Here is a 19,108-nt window from a genome sequence, read left to right as displayed (position 1 = left end):
TGGTCACAACTTGTTATAACAAGTCAGCCGACAGAGAAGACCATGGCCGAATTGCTCCCGCTGTCTCCCGTACCGCTCTACACCCAGCTCAAGGAACTGCTACGCGAGCGCATCCTCGACGGCAGCTACCCACCGCACAGCCGCATGCCCTCGGAAAACGAGCTGGGCAAGGCCTTCGACGTCAGCCGCATCACCGTGCGTCAGGCCCTGGGCGACCTGCAGAAGGAAGGGCTGATCTTCAAGATCCATGGCAAGGGCACCTTTGTCGCCAAGCCCAAGGCGTTCCAGAACGTCAGCACCCTGCAGGGCCTGGCCGAGTCGATGACGCAGATGGGCTACGAAGTGCTCAACCGCCTGCGCAGTTTCCGCCATGTGCCGGCCAGTGCATTGGTCGCGCAGCGGCTGCAGGTCGAGGAGGGCAGCCTGGTTACCGAAATCCGCCGCGTGCGCCTGATCAACCGTGAGCCGGTGTCGCTGGAAATCACCTGGCTGCCCCAGGCGGTCGGCGAGAAGCTGGAGAAGGCCGACCTGGTCACCCGCGACATCTTCCTGTTGCTGGAAAACGACTGCGGCATCGCCCTTGGCCATGCCGACCTGGCAATCGATGCGGTGCTCGCCGACAGCGACCTGACCCAGGCCCTGGAGGTGGAAGAGGGCGCGCCGATCATGCGTATCGAGCGCCTCACCCACACCGCCGACGGCGCTCCGCTGGACTTCGAACACCTTTATTACCGTGGCGACGCGTTCCAGTACCGCCTGCGCATCGACCGCCAGAAGGGAGGCAAGGCATGAGCATCCAGACCCAGGATTACGACATCGTCGTCATCGGTGGCGGCACCGCCGGGCCCATGGCCGCAATCAAGGCCAAGGAGCAGGACAAGACCCTGCGCGTGCTGTTGCTGGACAAGGCCAACGTCAAGCGCAGCGGCGCCATCAGCATGGGCATGGACGGCCTGAACAACGCCATCATCCCCGGGCATGCCACGCCCGAGCAGTACACCAAGGAAATCACCGTCGCCAACGACGGCATCGTCAACCAGGCCGCGGTGCATGCCTACGCCACCAAGAGTTTCGAGACCATCGAGCAGCTCGACCGCTGGGGCGTGAAGTTCGAGAAGGACGAAACTGGCGACTACGCGGTGAAGAAGGTCCACCACATGGGCGCTTATGTGCTGCCCATGCCCGAGGGCCACGACATCAAGAAGGTGCTGTATCGCCAGCTCAAGCGCGCCCGGGTGGAGATCAGCAACCGCATGGTCTGCACCCGCGTGCTGCTCGATGGCGAACGCGCCGCCGCCGGTGTACTGGGCTTTGACTGCCGCTCGGGCGAGTTCCGGGTGATCCGCGCCAAGGCGGTTGTCCTTGCCTGCGGCGCCGCCGGGCGCCTGGGCCTGCCCTCGTCGGGCTACCTGATGGGCACCTACGAAAACCCCACCAATGCCGGCGACGGCTACGCCATGGCCTACCATGCCGGGGCGGAACTGGCCAACCTGGAGTGCTTCCAGATCAACCCGCTGATCAAGGACTACAACGGCCCGGCCTGCGCCTACGTCACCGGCCCCCTGGGCGGCTACACCGCCAACAGCAAGGGCGAGCGCTTCATCGAGTGCGACTACTGGAGCGGGCAGATGATGTGGGAGTTCCACCAGGAGCTCGAAGGCGGCAACGGCCCGGTGTTCCTCAAGCTCGACCACCTGGCCGAGGAAACCATCCAGAACATCGAGGAAATCCTGCACAGCAACGAGCGCCCCAGCCGTGGCCAGTTCCACGCCGGGCGTGGCACCGACTACCGCCAGCACATGGTCGAGATGCATATCTCCGAGATCGGCTTCTGCTCCGGGCATTCGGCTTCGGGGGTGTGGGTCAACGAAAAGGCCGAGACCAGCGTCAAGGGCCTGTACGCCGCCGGCGACATGGCCGCGGTACCGCACAACTACATGCTCGGCGCGTTCACCTATGGCTGGTTCGCCGGGGTGAATGCCGCGCAGTATGTGGCCGGGCGTGAGTACGCCGAGGTCGACACGCAGCAGGTCGAACGCGAACAGGCGCGGGTGTTCGCGCCCTTGCAGCGTGAGCACGGCCTGCCGCCGGCCCAGGTCGAGTACAAGCTACGCCGCATGGTCAACGACTACCTGCAGCCGCCCAAGGTGACCAAGAAGATGGAAATCGGCCTGGCGCGCTTCGCCGAAATCGAACGCGATCTTGAGCAGATGAAGGCCAACAACCCCCATGAGCTGATGCGTGCCATGGAAGTTGCGGTCATCCGCGACTGCGCCGAGATGGCCGCGCGCGCTTCGTTGTTCCGCAAGGAGAGCCGCTGGGGGCTGTACCACCACCGGGTTGATTTCCCCGAGCGCAATGATGGCGAGTGGTTCGTGCATTGCCATCTGAAGAAGGGCGAGGACGGTGGGATGACCAGCTTCAAGAAAGCGGTGGAGCCGTACCTGATCCCGCTGGATGCCGAGGAACAGACCGCGTACGACCGGCTGCGGGTGAAGGCTGACGCGGCGTGAATGGGGCCGCTGTGCGGCCCTTTCGCCGGCAAGCCGGCTCCCACAGGGTGGGCATAGCGCTTTTGTGGGAGCTGGCTTGCCAGCGATAGGGCCAGCAGCCCCGGCGATGAACCATAAAGAGGGCCAAAGGCCCCAAGGACCCCGTGAACATGGCCTACCAACCCCAGGAAATCTTCTTTCGCAGCAGCGCCCCGGTGACTATCGATGAAGACAAATGCATCGCCGAAAAAGGCTGCACGGTCTGCGTCGAGGTGTGTCCCATGGACCTGTTGGCCATCAACCCGGCCACGCAGAAGGCCTACATGGCCTTCGACGAATGCTGGTACTGCATGCCCTGCGAGAAGGACTGCCCCACCGGCGCGGTAAAGGTCGATATCCCGTACCTGCTGCGCTGAACCCGAACCCCCGCCATCCGGCCGAACCACCGGACGCCCACCTGCAATGCCCCTCGTTTCCCACCACCCCAGCCCGGTGGCGGAGACGACTCCAATACTCAAAACGATTCGAGGGGAAACACCCATGCGCCTTGTAGCAACCGTGGCCGGCCTTGCGCTGGCAATCACCGGCCTGAACGCCAGCGCCGAAACCATCCGTATCGCCATCGGCACCCAGGACACCACCATCAACTGCGCCACCGGCGGCCTGTTGATCCGCGAGCTGGGCCTGCTCGACAAATACCTGCCCCATGACGGCAAGTACCAGGACGCCCAGTACCAGGTCGAGTGGAAGAACTTCACCAGCGGCGCACCGCTGACCAACGAGATGGTCGCCGGCAAGCTCGACTTCGGCGCCATGGCCGACTTCCCCGGCTCGTTCAATGGCGTCGCTCACCTCGACGCCGGCAAGCGCAGCCTGTTCATCAGCGTGCTGTCCGGCAGCGTGCACGGCAGCGGTAACGGCATCGTGGTGCCGGCCGCCTCCAGCGTGCAGTCGCTGGCCGAGCTCAAGGGCAAGACCATCTCCGTGCCGTTCGCCTCCACCGCCCACGGCATGCTGCTGCGCGCGGTCGCCGCCCAAGGCTGGGACCCGCAGAAGGACGTCAAGATCATTGCCCAGGCTCCGGAGATCGCCGGTTCCGCCCTGCGCAGCAACCGCATCGAGGCCCACGCCGACTTCGTGCCCTTCGCCGAGCTGTTCCCCAACCGCGGCTTCGCCCGCAAGATCTACGATGGCGCCCAGGCCAACGCGCCGACCTTCCATGGCGCGCTGGTGGACGCCGACTACGCGAAAAAGTACCCGGAAGTGGTCACCGCCTACCTGCGTGCCAGCCTGGAAGCCGACCGCCTGCTCGCCGCCGAGCCCGAGAAGTACAGCGAGCTGATCGAGAAAGTCACCGGCATCGAAGCCGAGGTGAACTACCTGTTCCACGGCCCGCTCGGCCTGCAGACCCGCGACCTCACCTGGAAGCCCGAGTACCGCCAGGCCGTGGCCACCTCCATCGACACCCTCAAGTTGCTGAAGAAGACCGACCGGGGCCTGGACACCGCGCAGTTCATCGATGACCAGTACATCCGCAGCGCCTACAAGCAGGCCGGGCAGGACTACGACAAGGCCCTGAAAAACTACGACCCGCTGCCACTCAAGGCCAATGATGCCGCGACCGGCAAGCCCATCACCGACTTCAGCCGCCTGGCGCAAATCTGGGTACGCGGCGAGGACAAGGTGCGCCACTACGCCTCCCCGGAAGCCGCGCTCAGCGCCCTGGCCCTGCTGGAACAGGAGGGCAAGGATATCCGCGCGATCTACGCCCAGGCCGCCGACAGCGGCATCAAGCTGCTGGCCAACCAGGCCTGGTTCGTGCGCAACGGCCAGGGCCAGCTGGCGGTTTTCCTGCTCAAGGACCAGGCCGAGCAGTACGCCAAGGCCCATGGCGGCGAAGCGCTGGACTTCGTGCAGGCCAACCAGAAGCTGCTGGCCCAGCGCTGATCGGGAGCCGCCGCCATGACCCGTGACCTTGCGCGCTGGCCCCTGCGCCTGGCGTCGCTGCTGGCCTGCCTGCTGTTCTGGCAGCTGGCCGCGAGCCACAAGCTGGACCTGCTGCTGTTCACCTTCACCTACGTGCCCACGCCCGGCGCGGTGCTCGACGCCGCCTGGCAACTGCTGGCCTCCAACGCCCTGCTGGCGCACCTGGGCAGCAGCCTGGCGCGGGTGTTCGCCGGCTACGGCGTGGCGGCGCTGCTGGGGGTGAGCCTGGGCCTGTTGATCGGTCGCTCGAAGTGGCTGGAGGACACGCTGATGCCGCCGCTGGAAGTGTTGCGGCCGATCCCGGCGGTGGCCTGGATCCCGCTGGCGATCCTGATGTTCCCCTCCTCGGAGCTGTCGATGGTGTTCATCACCTTCACCGGTGCGCTGTTCCCGATCCTGCTCAATACCGTGCACGGCGTCGAGGCGATCGACCCGCGCCTGGTGGCCTCGGCGCGCAGCCTGGGCGCCGGGCGCTGGGCGATCCTGCGCGAAGTGGTGCTGCCGGGCGCGCTGCCGAGCATCGTCACGGGGCTGGCCATCGGCATGGGCACCTCGTGGTTCTGCCTGGTGACTGCCGAGATGATCGCCGGGCAGTTCGGTATCGGTTACTACACCTGGGAGTCCTACACCTTGCAGAACTACCCCGACATCATCGTCGGCATGCTGCTGATCGGCGTGCTGGGCATGGGCAGCAGTGCGCTGGTCAAGCGCCTTGGCGCGCTGGCCACGCCCTGGATACGGAGGAGCGCGTGATGAGCAGTTATCAACAGGTGCCCGGGCGTATCGAGGCGCAGGGTTTGTCGATTCGCCTGGGCCATGGGCGTGACACCTTCGAAGCGGTGCAGGCGCTGGACTTTGCCATCGCCCCGGGCGAGTTCGTGTGCATCCTCGGGCCGTCCGGCTGCGGCAAGTCCACGTTGCTCGGCGCACTGGCCGGGCACCTGACGCCGGCCGGTGGCCAGTTGTTGGTGGACGGGCAAGCGGTCGACGGCCCTTCGCCGCAACGCGGCATGGTGTTCCAGCATCACACGCTGCTGCCTTGGCTCCGCGTGCTAGACAACGTGGCCTTCGGCTTGAAGATGCAGGGGCTGGGCAAGGCCGAGCGTCGACATCAGGCCGCCGAGATGCTGCAACTGGTCGGCCTGGGTGATTTCGCCCAACGCTGGCCCAGTCAGTTGTCCGGCGGCATGCAGCAACGCGCCGAGATCGCTCGGGTACTGATCAACCGCCCGCGCCTGCTGCTGATGGACGAACCGTTCGGCGCCCTCGATGCGCAGACTCGTGCGCGCATGCAGGAACTGCTGCTGGATATCTGGGCGCGCATCCGCACCACGGTGGTGTTCGTCACCCACGACATCGACGAAGCGTTGTTCCTGGCCGACCGCATTCTGGTGATGAGCCCGCGCCCCGGCCGCTTCATCGAAGACTTGCGCCTGGACTTCGCCCGCCCGCGGCGAGCGAGCCTGCTGACCAGCCCTGCATTCACCCACCTCAAACGCCATTGCCTGGCGTTGCTGCGCCATGAAGAAGGACGCGAACTGCCGCGCCTGACACCCTTGGGCCTGCCCGACACCGACCATCCTCCGCTGCGGATTGCGCTATGACTGAACGAATCACGGACAACCCCGACATCATCGAACTGCTGCCACGCCTGAACGCCCTTGATGCCGGCGTGCGACGCATCGCCCTGATCGAACTGGCCGACCTGGAAGACCCGGACGGCCTGCCTTGGCTCACCGATGCGCTGTTGGTCGACGCCAATGCTGATGTGCGCGCCGAAGCCGCGCGCTTGCTCGAAGCCTGGGAGGCGCCGGAAGTGGTGCAGGGCCTGTGCGCCGCATTGGCCGACCCCGCCGAGCCGGTGCGCCTGGCGGCCGCCCAGAGCCTCAGTGAGCTCAAGACCCAGGAGGCGGGGCAACTGATCCTGCCCTGGGCCAGCCATGCCGATGCCTTCGTGCGGGCCAGCGCCTTGCGCGCCCTGCGCGAGCTGCGCCTGGAGGACGCCGCTGTGCCTGCGTTGCAGGCGTTGGCGGATGTGGATGCCGGTGTGCGCCGCGAAGCGGTGGGCATCCTCGGCTGGCTCAAGCATGCGCCGGCCTTGCCCGCGCTGGCGCAACTGGCGGCCAACGAGCCGGATACCGACGTGCGCCGCGCCGCCATTGGTGCGTTGGGCCTGGCCCGGGATGCCGGTGTGCTGCCGGCGCTTATCGGCGCCCTGGCCGACGAGGCCTGGCAGGTGCGTGAAGAGGCGGCGACCACCCTGGGCAAGGTCGGCCAGGCTGCAGCGGGCCAGGCGTTGATCGCGGCGCTGGGCGACAGCTATTGGCAGGTCCGCTTGCGCGCGGCGCGGGCCTTGGGCCGGCTGCGCCATGCTGCCGCGTTGGATGGGCTGGCGCAATTGCTGGGCCATGGCATCGCCAACCTGCGCAAGGAAGCCGCACTGGCGCTGGGCGAGCTGGGTGAAGCCCGGGCATTGCCGGCGTTGCAGGCGGCCGAGGCCGACAGCGACCCGGAAGTGCGCAAGGCCGTGCGCATTGCCTTGGCGCAATTGCAAGGGGCGGTGTGATGGGCGCGCCCAGCGCCTTGCGCAACCACCGCGAACGCGGTGAGCTGCTGGTGCAGTGGGGTGAGGCTGAGCAGTTGATCAGCCACGCCCGGCTGCGCGGTGCCTGCCCATGTTCACAGTGCCGGGCAACACGGTTGAAGGGTGCGATTTCGCTGGTGGGCGAGGATGTGCGGGTGGCGCGGATCGAGGTCCAGGGGTATGGGGTGCAGCTGGTGTTCAGCGATGGGCATGAGCGGGGGATTTATCCCTGGGACTACCTGCGCAGTCTCGGTTGACCGCACCGGCCTCATCGCCGGCAAGCCGGCTCCCACAAAAGCAAGGCAATACCCTGTGGGAGCCGGCTTGCCGGCGATGAGGCCGGTACAGGCAACCCACCCCTAGAGCGCAATCAACTCCGGCCGCAACCCCTCCACCCTATGCACCACCGGCCGCAGATAGCCGCCATCCCCGGTAATCTGGTGCAGCACCTTCTCGCGCAAGCCATGCAGTGCCACCCCGGTGCGTTGGCGCGGATGCGACAGCCCAACTTCCACCACCGCCTTGATCCGCCCCGGCCGCGGTTCCAGCACCACCACCCGGTCGGCCAGGTAGGTTGCCTCTTCGGCATCGTGGGTCACCAGCAGAACGGTCACCCCAGAACGCTCACGTATTGCCAGTAACTCGTCCTGCAACTGCTGGCGGGTCAGTGCATCCAGGGCGCCGAACGGCTCGTCGAGCAGCAGGATGCGCGGGCTGGCCACCAGCCCCCGGGCGATCGCCACGCGTTGGGCCATGCCACCGGAGAGCTGGTGCGGGTAGGCCGATTCGAAACCGACCAGCCCCACCAGGTGCACGAATTCATGCACCCGACGGGCGCGCTCGCCCTGGGTGAGCTTGTCGTTGACCAGGCCCAGGCCGATGTTCTGCGCCACCGTCAGCCAGGGAAACAGGCGGTGCTCCTGGAACACGATGCCGCGTTCACCGCCGATGCCGTTGACCGGCTGGCCATCGACGCGGATCTGGCCGCTGTAGTCGTTGTCCAGGCCCACCAGCAGGCGCAGCAGGGTGGACTTGCCGCAGCCGGACGAGCCGACGATGGCGATGAATTCGCCCTGTTCGATCGACAGGTCGAAGTCGCGAATGGCTTCGAACGACTGACCGTCGACGCTGAAGGTCTTGCCGACTTTCTCGAAGCTGACCAGCGGCGGTGTGGCATCAGCTTGGTTGGCCGCGTGCAGGGCCGGGGTGATGAAAGCGTTCATGCGGATCTCCAGCGCGTGGCGCGTGATTCAAGGCGTTGGCCGAGGTGGCCGAGCAGGGCGCCGACCAGGCCGATCAGAACCATGGCGGCCATCACCTGGTCCATGCGGAACAATTGCTGGGCGCCGATCATCAGACTGGCGATGCCGCCGTCCGAGGGCATGAAGTACTCGGCGCCGATAGTGCCGAGCCAGGCATAGATCAGCGACAGGCGCAGCCCGGCGAAGATCGCCGGGGCGGCGCCGGGCAACACCAGCAGACGCAGCCGGTGCGGCAGGTCCAGGCGCAGGGCCTGCGCCGCCTCGCCCAACTGTGGCGGGAGGCTGGCGATGCCGCGTTGGGTGGCGATCAGCATCGGGAAGAACGCCGCCAGTGCGACGAACACCAGCTTGGCGCCTTCACCCAGGCCGAACCAGGCGGTCAGCAGCGGCACCCAGGCGAACAGCGCCACCTGGCGCAACGCCGACAGGCTCGGGCCGAGCAAGCGCTCGGCGTTGGCTGACAGGCCCAACAGCAGGCCCAGGGCGAATCCCGCGCCACCGCCGATGAACAGACCGACCAGGGTGCGTTGCAGGCTCAGGCCCAGGGCCTCGGGTAACGAACCGTCGAGCAGGCCTGCGTACAGGCTGCGCAGCACATCCAGCGGTGAAGAGAGGATGTTGGCATCGACCCAGCCCAGGTTGTTGGCGGCCTGCCACAGCAGCAACAGCCCTGCAGGCAGCAGCAGGCTTTGCCAGCCCCGTGGCACCTGGCCGCGCAACTGCTCGCCAGTGGCCGGTTGCGGCCAGTGCAACAGGCTGCGTTCCAGGCGCGAGAAGCCGCGATCCATCAGTGCGCCGACCAGGCCGATCAGCAGGATGCAGAGGAACACCAGGTCGAGCATGAACAACTGCCGCCCCCAGACCATCAGGTAGCCGATGCCTTCGCTGGAGGCCAGCAGTTCCACAGCCAGCAGCGAGGTCCAGCCAGTGGCCAAGGCCAGTCGCACACCGGCGAGAAACGCCGGCAGCGCGGCGGGCAGCAACAGGCGCAGGAACAGCAGGTGAGAGGGCAGGCGCAGGACGGCGGCGGCCTCGCGCAGCTTGGGCTGGGCGTCGCGCACGCCGACCAGGGTGTGCAGCGTGACCGGCACCACCACCGCCTTGACCAGCACTACCAGTTTGAGCAGCTCGCCGATGCCGAAGAACAGCATGAACAGCGGGATCCAGGCCAGTGTGGGGATTTGCGCCAGGGCGACGAAGGTGGGCAGCACCAGAGTCTGCGCCCGTCGCGACCCGCCCAGCCAAGTGCCCAGCAGCAGGCCGCTGGCGACTCCTGCCAGCAGCCCCCAGATCAGGCGCTGCAGACTTATCCACAGGTGGCCCCAGAGTTCGCCGGAGCCGAACTCCAGCGCACTCTGCCAGACCAGCGCGGGGGCGGGCAGGATCTGTTCGCTCATCCAGTGCTCCCGGCTGGCGACGACCCACAAGGCCGCCACCGCCAACGGCACGATCCACGGCAGATAGGAGCGGCCTTGCGTCGCGAAAGGGCCGCTCAGCGGCCGCCACAGGCGCCGCAGACTTGCGCTCAAGACTTCGCTCATCGGGGCATCTCCCAAACCGTTCCTTGTTTATTCATTTATGGAATTAAAAATTCACATAAATAGTATTCGAGAGATAAGAGCATGCGGTCGGTGCATGCGAAAGCCCCGTCCCGTTGCGTTTTCCTCATATTTTCCATGCGTTTCCTGCAAGCCCGTCGCAGGCCCGCATGGCGCCTGGTTTATGTCTTCTGGTTACTAAAAAATGAAGTTTTGATCTTTGTAGGTTCTAACCGGACCTGCCTAGCTTCTGGCCCATAGCGCCGGCCATCGCCGGTGGCAGCCTGCCAAGGAGCCTTGCCATGAAAACCATCTTCCGCCACCTGCTCAGCCCGTTGCTCGCCGCCTTGTTGAGTGCCGTGCCCGTGGCAGCGCATGCCGCCCAGCCGGATGTGATCCGTATCGCCGTGCCCGACCTCAGCGCTGGCAGCAAGCCCAGTGCCGGCGGCGTGGTGGATGTGCTGCGCGATCAGCAACTGCTGGAGAAGGAGTTTGCCAAGGACGGCATCCGCATCGACTGGCGCTTCTTCAAGGGCGCAGGCCCCGTGGTCAACGAAGCCCTGGCCAACGGCCAGGCGGACTTCGCCTACCTGGGCGACCTGGCCGCGATCATCGGCAAGGCCAGCGGCCTCGACACCCGCGTGTTGTCGGCTGGGGTGCGCGGTGTGAAGAGCTACCTCGGCGTAGTTCCGGGCTCGGGCATCCACAGCCTGCAGGATCTCAAGGGCAAGCGCGTGGCAGTGTTCCGCGGCACCGCCAACCAGCTGTCGTTCGCCAGTGCCCTGGCCAGCCAGGGGCTGTCCGAGCGTGAGCTGAAAGTCATCAACCTCGACTTCAACGCCGCCAATGCCGCCCTGGCCGCCAAGCAGATCGACGCCACCTGGGGCCTGTCCAACCTGCTGTCGCTGCGCGAGCGGGGCTTGGTCGAGTTGCCGGTCAACTCACGCAACCTGCAAGGGGCCGGCAGTACTCAAGCGGTGCTGCTCGGCACCGGCGCGTTCATTCGCCAGTACCCCGACCTGGTGCAGCGCCTGGTCAACGCCCAGGAACAGGCGGCGAAGTGGCTGCGCGATGAGCGCAATCGCGAAGCCTACGTGGACCTGGTGGCCAATACCGCCAACTGGCCAAAGTCGATCCTGCGCGACGACCTGGCCGAGGAAAACCTTGCCGAATACTTCGACCCACGCCTGGACGCTGGCTTCGTCGGCCTGCTGCAACAGGGCGTCGACCTGGCCACCAAGGAGCGCCTGATCCGCCGTGGCTTCCAGGTAACCGACTGGATCGAACCACGCTTCATCGACCACGCCCTGCAACAGGACCAGGCCACCCAGGCCGCCCGCTGACCCGACAACAACCCTGAGGAGCACGACCATGAGCAACGCCGCACTGGCCACCGCGCCGCAAACCCTCGAACTCGACATCCACCCCGTTGCCGGGCGCATCGGCGCCGAGATCCGCAACATCAAGCTGTCTGCCGACCTCGACCCGACCACCGTCGACGCCATCCAGGCGGCGCTGGTGCAGTACAAGGTGATCTTCTTCCGAGGCCAGGAGCATCTGGATGACGTAGGGCAGGAAGCCTTCGCCCAACGGCTCGGCGACCCCATCGCCCACCCCACGGTGCCCGTGGTCGATGGCACCAGCTACCTGCTCCAGCTCGATGGCGCCGAGGGGCAGCGGGCCAACTCCTGGCACACCGACGTGACCTTCGTCGATGCCTATCCCAAGGCCTCGATCCTGCGCAGCGTGGTGGCGCCGGCCTCCGGTGGCGACACGGTGTGGGCCAACACCGCCGCGGCCTACCAGGAACTGCCCGAACCGCTGCGCGCCCTGGCCGACCAGCTGTGGGCGGTGCACAGCAACGAGTACGACTACGCCAGTGCGAAACCTGATGTCGATCCGGCCAAGCTGGAGCGCTATCGCAAGGTGTTCACTTCGACGGTGTACGAGACCGAGCACCCGGTGGTGCGCGTGCATCCGGTCAGTGGCGAGCGTGTGTTGCAACTGGGGCATTTCGTCAAACGTATCAAGGGTTATTCGCTGGCCGACTCGCAGCATCTGTTCGCGGTGCTGCAGGGGCATGTGACACGCCTGGAAAACACCGTGCGCTGGCGCTGGCAGGCCGGGGACGTGGCGATCTGGGACAACCGCGCGACCCAGCACTATGCGGTGGATGACTACGGTACGCAGCCGCGCATCGTGCGTCGGGTGACCCTGGCCGGCGAGGTGCCGGTGGGCGTGGATGGGCAACTGAGCCGGACCACGCGCAAGGGCTGAGACCGTTGGGGCCGCAAAGCGGCCCCTGTTCGCTACAACTCGACGTCACAGGCCACCAACTGCCTCACCAATCCCTGCGCCAGCGCCGACAAGCCATACCCCACCCGGCTCACCACCCCATAGCGGGTGTAGAACGCCTCTTCCTGTTCCGGTGCCAGGTCCGCCAGCTTGAGCGCCACCAACCCTTCGTAAGGTCGCAGGTTCGCGCTGCAGGCGATGCCGATGGTGTCCGAGTGCTGCACTACATTGAGCAGCGCATAGCCATGCTCGCATTCCACGCTGGGCAGGAAGTCCTGCCGCCCACTGAGGTCGCTGAGGATCTTGCGGATGTTCGGCGGGCGGAAGGTGGTCGCCAGCGGATAGTCGAACAGGTCCTGCGCGCGCACTTCGCCACGCTCGGTCAGTGGATGCCCGGCGCGGCAGCAGAAGTGCCAGCGTTGGGGCGTGAGCTTGTGCACCTGGTAATCCGGGTCGGCTTCGAACTGGCGGGTGTCGGCGACGAAGAACTCGATCTCCTCGGCGATCAGCCGGCGGTTCAAGGCCTGCCAATTGTCCACCTGGAAGCAGGTGCGCGCCGCCGGGTACTCGGCGATGAAGCGTGCAACCGCCCGCGGCACCAGCCCGCCGGCGGGCGCCGGCCCCGAACCAAAGCGCACCACGCCGGTGGTGGCGCCATTGAACTGATTGATCTCGTTGACCAGGTTGTGCGCCCCATGCACCAGGCGCCGCGAATGCTCCAGCACCAGCAGGCCCTGGCGGGTCGGCGCCAGTTCCTTGCTGGCGCGGTCGACCAGGCGGCAGCCGACGTTGTGCTCCAGCGTCTGGATGCTGCGGCTGAAAGCCGATTGCGAAAGGTTCACCGCAGCCGCTGCAGCGACGAAGCTGCGGTGCTCGACAAGGGCGATGAAGTGGCGGAGCTGGCGCAGGTCGATATGCATTTTCTACATGGAAACTTTCGGTGGAATGCAATTGCTGGGAAGGGTTGGGAACCTTATAAAGGGAGTCTCTTATTCCACAAAATATGAATTACAAATATTTATATTTCTTAAAAGAATATAAGCCAGCCTGACCGCGATTCGGTTCCGCCAACGGAAATGCTCGCCTGGGCCCTTGCCTCAAGGAGCATCTGCATGTCCCGACTTTCCCGTTGGCCCGCGCGCGCCTCGTTGTTCGCCCTGCAACCCCTGGCGGCTGGAGTGCTGCTGGCCGCTTCCGGCAGCAGCTTTGCCGATGAGCCCAACGCCGCCCCAGCCGTGACGCAGGAAGCCCAGCTCGGCACCGTCACCGTCAATGCCCGGCGACGCGAAGAGACCGCGCAGAGCGTGCCCACGCCGATCAGTGTGCTGGGCAGCGAAACCCTCGAGACCCAGCGCATCTACCGCGTGCAGGATTTGCAGCAACTGGTGCCGAGCACCAACGTCGCCTATGTGCACGCCCGCCAATCGAGCATCTCCATCCGCGGCCTGGGCAACAACCCGGCCAGCGATGGCCTGGAAGGCAGCGTCGGGATCTACCTCGACAACGTCTACCTCGGCCGCCCGGGCATGGCGGTGTTCGACCTGCTCGATGTCGAGCAGCTGGAAGTGCTGCGTGGCCCGCAGGGGACGCTGTTCGGCAAGAACACCACAGCCGGTGTGCTCAACATCACCACGCGCAAGCCGACTTTCCACCAAGAGGGCAGCGTGCAGTCGTCGCTGGGCGAAGATGGCTACTGGCAGACCCAGGGCAGTTTCTCCGGTCCTTTGACCGACACCCTCGCCGGGCGCATCAGTGCTTACCACACCGAGGACGACGGCTATGTGAAGAACGTCTACAACGGACATGACCTCAACGGCGGCAAACGCCAGGGCTTTCGCACCCAGTTGCTGTTCAAGCCCAGCGAAACCTTCAACCTGCGCTGGATCGGCGAATACAACGAAGAAAACTCCGACAACGGTATCCTCAGCCTCTACAGCACCGGCCCGACCATCAATGGCGTGAACCGCTACGAGAGCCTGGCCGCCCAGGCCGGCGCAACCCTGGTGTCGGGCAAGGACCGCAAGGTCAACTTCGACGCCGACCAGATGGTCAAGGTGTTCCAGGGTGGAACCTCGGTGGAAGCCAACTGGACCTTGCCCAACGACTTCACCCTTACCTCGATCACCGCCTACCGCTGGTGGGACTTCACGCCGCGCAACGACGACGGCCTCAACGTGCCGGTGTTCCACAGCGCCGGGGTCTCGGTGCGCGACAAGCAGTACTCCCAGGAAATCCGCCTGGCTTCGCCCACCGGCGGCTTCTTCGACTATGTGCTCGGCGCCTATTACTTCAAGCAGGATCTGGACAACAAATCGTTCACCTACAACGGACCGCAAGCCGACATCTGGAACCTGACCCCGGCTGGCGCCCTGGCCAACGTCACCACAATCGGCAACGGCCATATCGATACCGACAGCTACGCGTTGTTCGCCCAGGGCACCTGGCACCTGACCGAGCGCCTGGATTTCACCGCTGGCGTGCGGGGTACCTACGAAGAGAAAAGCGCCTGGGTGACCCGCGACGCGCCGTCCGGCGGCGCGGCCGTGACCGGTGCGGCGGCCGCGGCGCGCCAGGGCAGGGTGGGCGCCTACGATTCAGGTGACCTCAACCAGTACAGCTTCGCCCCTTCCGGGCTGCTCAGCCTGAGCTACCGCTTCAGCGACGCGGTGCTGGGCTATGCCAGCCTGTCCCACGGCGAGAAGTCCGGCGGCGTCAACCTCACCGTCGGCGCCGCGCCACGGCTGGGCACCGACTCGCTACTGGTGGGTACCGAACGCGCCAACAACGCCGAACTCGGCATCAAGAGCACGCTGCTGGACAACCGCCTGCAGCTCAACACCAACCTGTTCTGGACCGAAGTGCACGGCTACCAGGCCAACGTCTATGACGAGGCCAACCGCGTGCAGTACCTGGCCAACGCCGGCAGCGTGCGCTCGCGAGGCCTGGAGTTCGAGGCCACGGCCCTGCCGGTCCGCGGCCTGACCGTGAATTTCAATGGCTCGTGGAACGACGTGCGCTACACCGAGTACGACGACGCACCGTGCCCGCCGGAGGTGAGCCTGGCCAATGCCGCGGCCACTTGCGATCTGTCCGGCCACCAGGTGGTCGGCGCCTCAAAGTACATCGCCAACCTCAACGGCCAGTACAAGTGGCAGCTGACCGAGCGTATCGAGCCCTACGTCACTGCCAGCTACGCCTTCCGCTCCAGGGCCGTCGGCACCATCGACGATTCCGACTACGGCCAGATCCCCAGCTACGCCATCGTCAACCTGTCCACCGGCGTGCGCCTGGACCAGGGCGACGGCGTGCTCGACCTGTCGCTGTGGGTGAAGAACGCCGGCGACAAGACCTACTTCACCAGCCTGTGGAACTCCGCCAACGGTGGCTATGCCGGGGTGCTTGGCACGCCGCGCACCGTGGGCGCCACCGCCCGTTACGACTTCTGAGCACAAGGAGCTTTGCCATGAACGCCAAGACCCAACCCCACGACCTGCCCGAAGGCGCCTGCCTCACCGCCAAGGTGCCCGACCGCGACGAAGCCCTGCTCGGCGACGTGGTGGTCAACCCGTATCGCCTGGCGCCGCTGACCGCGATCATCCGCGACGGCGGCCGCAGCCTTGGCGCCGCTCACGTTCGCGTGCTGGGGCGTGGCGAGCGCGGTATCGATATTGTCTACGACGTGTCCGACCGCTCGCTGTGGACCTACGGCGGCATTCCGGTGTTCGGCCTGTATCCGGACCACGTCAACCAGGTGGAGGTGAGCTACAAGCTCGAGGGTGAGCGCATTCGCGAGCGTTACGAGATCTACGCCCCGGCGGTGCGCCTGCCGGTGGTGGCAAAGCAGACTGCGGCGCTGCCCGAGGTCGAACCGGTCAAGGTCGCGCCCGGCTTCGAACAGCGCCTGTACCTGTTCAATCACCTGCTGGCAGACATCCCCGGTGGCCGGGCCTTCAAATGGAACGGTCTGGGCGGTGCCGCCGAGTGGGACTCGGTGGGCAACAACTGGATCGCCGACAGCAACGGCGATGTGCGCTGGTACCTCGATATCGAGCAGATCCACGATTCCAACCACCGCGACGGCCTGGGCGGAACCATGGGCTTCCACCAGACCCGCGACGGCAAGCTGATCTGGGGCCAGGGCCAGACCTATTCCAAGTACGACCTCCTTGGCCGGCGTATCTGGCAGCGCAACCTGCCGGACAAGTTCGCCGACTTCTCCCACGAGATCCGCGAGACCCCCAACGGCACCTACCTGTTGCGGGTCGGCACCAGCGACTACCGCCGCCCGGATGGCAAGCGCGTGCGCTCGATCCGCGACCATATCATCGAGGTCAACGAGGCCGGCGACGTGCTCGACTTCTGGGACCTGAACCAGATCCTCGACCCGTACCGCGGCGAGCTGCTGGAAACCCTGGGCAAGGCCGCGATCCAGCTGCCGGACGGCGTGCAGAAACAGGACGAGCGCCTGGCCAACGAGCTGGCCGAAGGCGACCTGCCGTTCGGCGACACTCCCGGCGTCGGTACCGGACGCAACTGGGCCCACGTCAACGCCATCGACTACGACGCCGATGACGACAGCATCATCGTTTCAGCACGGCACCAGGGCGTGGTGAAGATCGGTCGCGACAAGCAGGTGAAGTGGATTCTTGCTGCGCCCCAGGGCTGGCCGGCGCGCCTGCAGGACAAGGTGCTCAAACCCGTGGGCGAGGGCTTCGAATGGTCCTGGACCCAGCACACCGCCTGGCTGACCGGGCGCGGCACGCTGACCGTGTTCGACAACGGCTGGGGCCGGGACTTCGGCCCGACCAAGCTGGCGGGCAACTACAGCCGGGCGGTGGAGTACAAGATCGACGAGGCCAAGGGCACGGTCGAGCAGGTGTGGCAGTACGGCAAGGAGCGGGGTGACGAGTGGTACAGCCCGATCACCTCGGTGGTGGCGTATCGGGCCGATACCGATACCCAGTTCATCTATTCGGCTTCGGTTAACTTCCTGACGCCCGAGAAGCTGACGACCAGCGTGCTCAATGAAGTGCGTCGCGGCACCCAGGAGGTGGCGGTGGAGCTGAAAGTGCACAGTCGCCAGCCGGGCAGCGTGGGCTACCGGGCGCTGGTGATCGACCTCGACAAGGCGTTCTGATGGACTAACCTTCCAGGGCCCTATCGCGGGGCAAGTCGCATCGGTGCGCCGATGCGACTTGCCCCGCGATGCATTTCCACTGATCTGAATTCCGACCACTCGTTCTTTTTTTCGAACAGCCTATTGTCCAACCCCCTAGCGCCCGCTTAGCATTCCGTTTGAGATTTCAAACGCTCGGCACCCAGGCGTCGAACACCCTGGTGCACGAATTCCTGACGGCCGCCCCCGCATCGAGGGCGCCTTTTCAACAATCAAAATTCGCAGTAAAGGGAAGCCGACATGCAGCTCAAAGACGCTCAGTTGTTCCGCCAGCAGGCCTTCATCAATGGTGAATGGCTGGATGCGGACAGCGGTCAGACCATCAAGGTGACCAACCCGGCCACCGGCGAAGTGATCGGCAGCGTGCCGAAGATGGGCGCCGCCGAAACCCGCCGCGCCATCGAGGCCGCCGACAAGGCGCTGCCGGCCTGGCGCGCACTGACCGCCAAAGAGCGTGCCGGCAAGCTGCGCCGCTGGTTCGAGCTGATGATCGAGCACCAGGACGACCTGGCCCGCCTGATGACCACCGAGCAGGGCAAGCCACTGGCCGAAGCCAAGGGCGAAATCGCCTATGCCGCCTCGTTCATCGAGTGGTTCGCCGAAGAAGCCAAGCGTGTCTACGGCGACGTCATCCCAGGCCACCAGCCGGACAAGCGCCTGATCGTCATCAAGCAGCCGATCGGCGTCACCGCCGCCATCACCCCGTGGAACTTCCCGGCCGCGATGATCACCCGCAAAGCCGGCCCGGCCCTGGCCGCCGGTTGCACCATGGTGCTCAAGCCCGCTTCGCAGACCCCGTACTCTGCCCTGGCCCTGGTCGAACTGGCCACCCGTGCCGGCATCCCGGCTGGCGTGCTGAGCGTGATCACCGGCAGCGCCGGCGAAGTCGGCTCCGAGCTGACCGGCAACTCCCTGGTGCGCAAGCTGTCCTTCACCGGCTCGACCGAAATTGGTCGCCAGTTGATGGAAGAGTGCGCCAAGGACATCAAGAAAGTTTCCCTGGAGCTGGGCGGCAACGCGCCGTTCATCGTGTTCGACGACGCCGACCTGGACAAGGCGGTCGAGGGCGCGATCATCTCCAAGTACCGCAACAACGGTCAGACCTGCGTCTGCGCCAACCGTATCTACGTGCAGGACGGCGTCTACGATGCGTTCGCCGAGAAGCTGAAAGCCGCCGTGGCCAAGCTGAAGATCGGCAACGGCCTGGAAGAAGGCACCACCACTGGCCCGCTGATCGACGGCAAGGCTGTCGCCAAGGTCCAGGAGCACATCGAGGACGCCGTCGCCAAGGGCGCCAAGGTGCTGTCCGGTGGCAAGCTCATCGAAGGCAACTTCTTCGAGCCGACCATCCTGGTCGACGTGCCGAAAACCGCCGCCGTCGCCAAGGAAGAGACCTTCGGCCCGCTGGCGCCGCTGTTCCGCTTCAAGGACGAGGCCGAAGTCATCGCCATGTCCAACGACACCGAGTTCGGCCTGGCCTCGTACTTCTACGCCCGTGACATGAGCCGCGTGTTCCGCGTCGCCGAGGCCCTGGAGTACGGCATGGTCGGCATCAACACCGGCCTGATCTCCAACGAAGTCGCCCCGTTTGGCGGCATCAAGGCGTCGGGCCTGGGCCGCGAAGGTTCCAAGTACGGCATCGAGGACTACCTCGAGATCAAATACCTGTGCATCAGCGTCTGATCGCCAGGTAAACGCTTTTACCTCTGCCAGCGGGGCGCGAGAGCGACGTCTCGCTGGCCTTTTTGACATAGCGGTACCCGGTGGCCAGGGCA

The 19,108-nt window shown here is 65.7% G+C and carries 16 protein-coding genes; 13 read left to right on the top strand and 3 right to left on the bottom strand.

Annotated features, from left to right (window positions below; translation table 11 throughout):
• The first annotated feature begins 42 nt into the window (after positions 1–42).
• From ACZ9C1_RS17850 to ACZ9C1_RS17815, 8 genes are all read left to right on the top strand, one after another.
• Positions 43–792, top strand: coding sequence for a GntR family transcriptional regulator (locus ACZ9C1_RS17850; RefSeq protein ID WP_102683504.1), 750 nt, complete (start codon positions 43–45; stop codon positions 790–792).
• Positions 789–2,513, top strand: coding sequence for a fumarate reductase/succinate dehydrogenase flavoprotein subunit (locus ACZ9C1_RS17845; RefSeq protein WP_476254233.1), 1,725 nt, complete (start codon positions 789–791; stop codon positions 2,511–2,513). The genes ACZ9C1_RS17850 and ACZ9C1_RS17845 overlap by 4 nt, the downstream gene beginning before the upstream one ends.
• 149 nt (positions 2,514–2,662) lie before the next feature.
• Positions 2,663–2,908: a 4Fe-4S dicluster domain-containing protein gene (locus tag ACZ9C1_RS17840; protein ID WP_008096634.1), complete on the top strand. Its 246-nt coding sequence runs from the start codon at positions 2,663–2,665 to the stop codon at positions 2,906–2,908.
• Between the two features lie 124 nt (positions 2,909–3,032).
• Positions 3,033–4,439 carry an ABC transporter substrate-binding protein gene (locus tag ACZ9C1_RS17835; protein ID WP_277502325.1) on the top strand — a complete coding sequence of 469 codons (1,407 nt, stop codon included), beginning with the start codon at positions 3,033–3,035 and terminating at the stop codon, positions 4,437–4,439.
• 15 nt (positions 4,440–4,454) lie between these two features.
• Positions 4,455–5,231, top strand: a complete 777-nt coding sequence (locus tag ACZ9C1_RS17830) for an ABC transporter permease (RefSeq protein WP_476254232.1) — start codon at positions 4,455–4,457, stop codon at positions 5,229–5,231.
• On the top strand, positions 5,231–6,082 hold the full coding sequence (locus tag ACZ9C1_RS17825) for an ABC transporter ATP-binding protein (protein WP_277502323.1): 852 nt from the start codon (positions 5,231–5,233) through the stop codon (positions 6,080–6,082). Before ACZ9C1_RS17830 ends, ACZ9C1_RS17825 begins: the two co-directional genes overlap by 1 nt.
• A complete protein-coding gene (locus tag ACZ9C1_RS17820) occupies positions 6,079–7,044 on the top strand; it encodes a HEAT repeat domain-containing protein (protein WP_102683499.1) in 966 nt (321 codons plus the stop codon). The genes ACZ9C1_RS17825 and ACZ9C1_RS17820 overlap by 4 nt, the downstream gene beginning before the upstream one ends.
• Complete coding sequence (locus ACZ9C1_RS17815) at positions 7,044–7,319, top strand: DUF971 domain-containing protein (RefSeq protein ID WP_139674465.1); 276 nt, start codon at positions 7,044–7,046, stop codon at positions 7,317–7,319. The genes ACZ9C1_RS17820 and ACZ9C1_RS17815 overlap by 1 nt, the downstream gene beginning before the upstream one ends.
• Before the next feature lie 102 nt (positions 7,320–7,421).
• On the opposite strand, the gene ACZ9C1_RS17810 is transcribed toward ACZ9C1_RS17815, so the two are convergent.
• A complete protein-coding gene (locus ACZ9C1_RS17810) occupies positions 7,422–8,285 on the bottom strand; it encodes an ABC transporter ATP-binding protein (protein ID WP_111531958.1) in 864 nt (287 codons plus the stop codon).
• A complete protein-coding gene (locus tag ACZ9C1_RS17805) occupies positions 8,282–9,865 on the bottom strand; it encodes an ABC transporter permease (RefSeq protein WP_476254231.1) in 1,584 nt (527 codons plus the stop codon). Before ACZ9C1_RS17805 ends, ACZ9C1_RS17810 begins: the two co-directional genes overlap by 4 nt.
• 299 nt (positions 9,866–10,164) lie before the next feature.
• On the opposite strand from ACZ9C1_RS17805, the gene ACZ9C1_RS17800 reads away from it, so the two are divergent.
• Both ACZ9C1_RS17800 and ACZ9C1_RS17795 read left to right on the top strand, forming a co-directional pair.
• Positions 10,165–11,205 carry an ABC transporter substrate-binding protein gene (locus tag ACZ9C1_RS17800; protein WP_476254230.1) on the top strand — a complete coding sequence of 347 codons (1,041 nt, stop codon included), beginning with the start codon at positions 10,165–10,167 and terminating at the stop codon, positions 11,203–11,205.
• Between the two features lie 28 nt (positions 11,206–11,233).
• Positions 11,234–12,139, top strand: a complete 906-nt coding sequence (locus tag ACZ9C1_RS17795; protein WP_102683494.1) for a TauD/TfdA dioxygenase family protein — start codon at positions 11,234–11,236, stop codon at positions 12,137–12,139.
• Between the two features lie 32 nt (positions 12,140–12,171).
• Here the strand turns inward: ACZ9C1_RS17795 and ACZ9C1_RS17790 are convergent, their stop codons facing one another.
• Complete coding sequence (locus ACZ9C1_RS17790) at positions 12,172–13,077, bottom strand: LysR family transcriptional regulator (RefSeq protein WP_102683493.1); 906 nt, start codon at positions 13,075–13,077, stop codon at positions 12,172–12,174.
• A gap of 192 nt (positions 13,078–13,269) precedes the next feature.
• On the opposite strand from ACZ9C1_RS17790, the gene ACZ9C1_RS17785 reads away from it, so the two are divergent.
• The 3 genes from ACZ9C1_RS17785 (at position 13,270) to gabD (ending at position 19,016) form a co-directional block, all read left to right on the top strand.
• A complete protein-coding gene (locus ACZ9C1_RS17785; protein WP_110697127.1) occupies positions 13,270–15,603 on the top strand; it encodes a TonB-dependent receptor in 2,334 nt (777 codons plus the stop codon).
• A gap of 17 nt (positions 15,604–15,620) precedes the next feature.
• Positions 15,621–17,294, top strand: coding sequence for an aryl-sulfate sulfotransferase (locus ACZ9C1_RS17780; RefSeq protein ID WP_476254229.1), 1,674 nt, complete (start codon positions 15,621–15,623; stop codon positions 17,292–17,294).
• Positions 17,295–17,573: 279 nt separating this feature from the next.
• Positions 17,574–19,016 (top strand): NADP-dependent succinate-semialdehyde dehydrogenase, encoded by a 1,443-nt coding sequence (gene gabD / locus ACZ9C1_RS17775; protein ID WP_046853707.1) that lies wholly within the window; start codon positions 17,574–17,576, stop codon positions 19,014–19,016.
• Positions 19,017–19,108 lie beyond the last annotated feature (92 nt).

Source organism: Pseudomonas sp. TE21435 (assembly GCF_056279265.1).
Note: the sequence above shows the minus strand (reverse complement) of the source record. Positions and strands in the feature narration are given on the sequence as shown.

What these genes read in the sequence shown, in the direction of transcription:
- ACZ9C1_RS17825 (WP_277502323.1), top strand. Translation starts at nt 5,231, where the DNA reads ATGAGCAGTTATCAACAGGTGCCCGGGCGTATCGAGGCGCAGGGTTTG.
- ACZ9C1_RS17830 (WP_476254232.1), top strand. Translation starts at nt 4,455, where the DNA reads ATGACCCGTGACCTTGCGCGCTGGCCCCTGCGCCTGGCGTCGCTGCTG.
- ACZ9C1_RS17840 (WP_008096634.1), top strand. Translation starts at nt 2,663, where the DNA reads ATGGCCTACCAACCCCAGGAAATCTTCTTTCGCAGCAGCGCCCCGGTG.
- ACZ9C1_RS17845 (WP_476254233.1), top strand. Translation starts at nt 789, where the DNA reads ATGAGCATCCAGACCCAGGATTACGACATCGTCGTCATCGGTGGCGGC.
- ACZ9C1_RS17790 (WP_102683493.1), bottom strand. Translation starts at nt 13,077, where the DNA reads ATGCATATCGACCTGCGCCAGCTCCGCCACTTCATCGCCCTTGTCGAG.
- gabD (WP_046853707.1), top strand. Translation starts at nt 17,574, where the DNA reads ATGCAGCTCAAAGACGCTCAGTTGTTCCGCCAGCAGGCCTTCATCAAT.
- ACZ9C1_RS17800 (WP_476254230.1), top strand. Translation starts at nt 10,165, where the DNA reads ATGAAAACCATCTTCCGCCACCTGCTCAGCCCGTTGCTCGCCGCCTTG.
- ACZ9C1_RS17835 (WP_277502325.1), top strand. Translation starts at nt 3,033, where the DNA reads ATGCGCCTTGTAGCAACCGTGGCCGGCCTTGCGCTGGCAATCACCGGC.
- ACZ9C1_RS17785 (WP_110697127.1), top strand. Translation starts at nt 13,270, where the DNA reads ATGTCCCGACTTTCCCGTTGGCCCGCGCGCGCCTCGTTGTTCGCCCTG.
- ACZ9C1_RS17780 (WP_476254229.1), top strand. Translation starts at nt 15,621, where the DNA reads ATGAACGCCAAGACCCAACCCCACGACCTGCCCGAAGGCGCCTGCCTC.
- ACZ9C1_RS17820 (WP_102683499.1), top strand. Translation starts at nt 6,079, where the DNA reads ATGACTGAACGAATCACGGACAACCCCGACATCATCGAACTGCTGCCA.
- ACZ9C1_RS17805 (WP_476254231.1), bottom strand. Translation starts at nt 9,865, where the DNA reads ATGAGCGAAGTCTTGAGCGCAAGTCTGCGGCGCCTGTGGCGGCCGCTG.
- ACZ9C1_RS17815 (WP_139674465.1), top strand. Translation starts at nt 7,044, where the DNA reads ATGGGCGCGCCCAGCGCCTTGCGCAACCACCGCGAACGCGGTGAGCTG.
- ACZ9C1_RS17850 (WP_102683504.1), top strand. Translation starts at nt 43, where the DNA reads ATGGCCGAATTGCTCCCGCTGTCTCCCGTACCGCTCTACACCCAGCTC.
- ACZ9C1_RS17795 (WP_102683494.1), top strand. Translation starts at nt 11,234, where the DNA reads ATGAGCAACGCCGCACTGGCCACCGCGCCGCAAACCCTCGAACTCGAC.
- ACZ9C1_RS17810 (WP_111531958.1), bottom strand. Translation starts at nt 8,285, where the DNA reads ATGAACGCTTTCATCACCCCGGCCCTGCACGCGGCCAACCAAGCTGAT.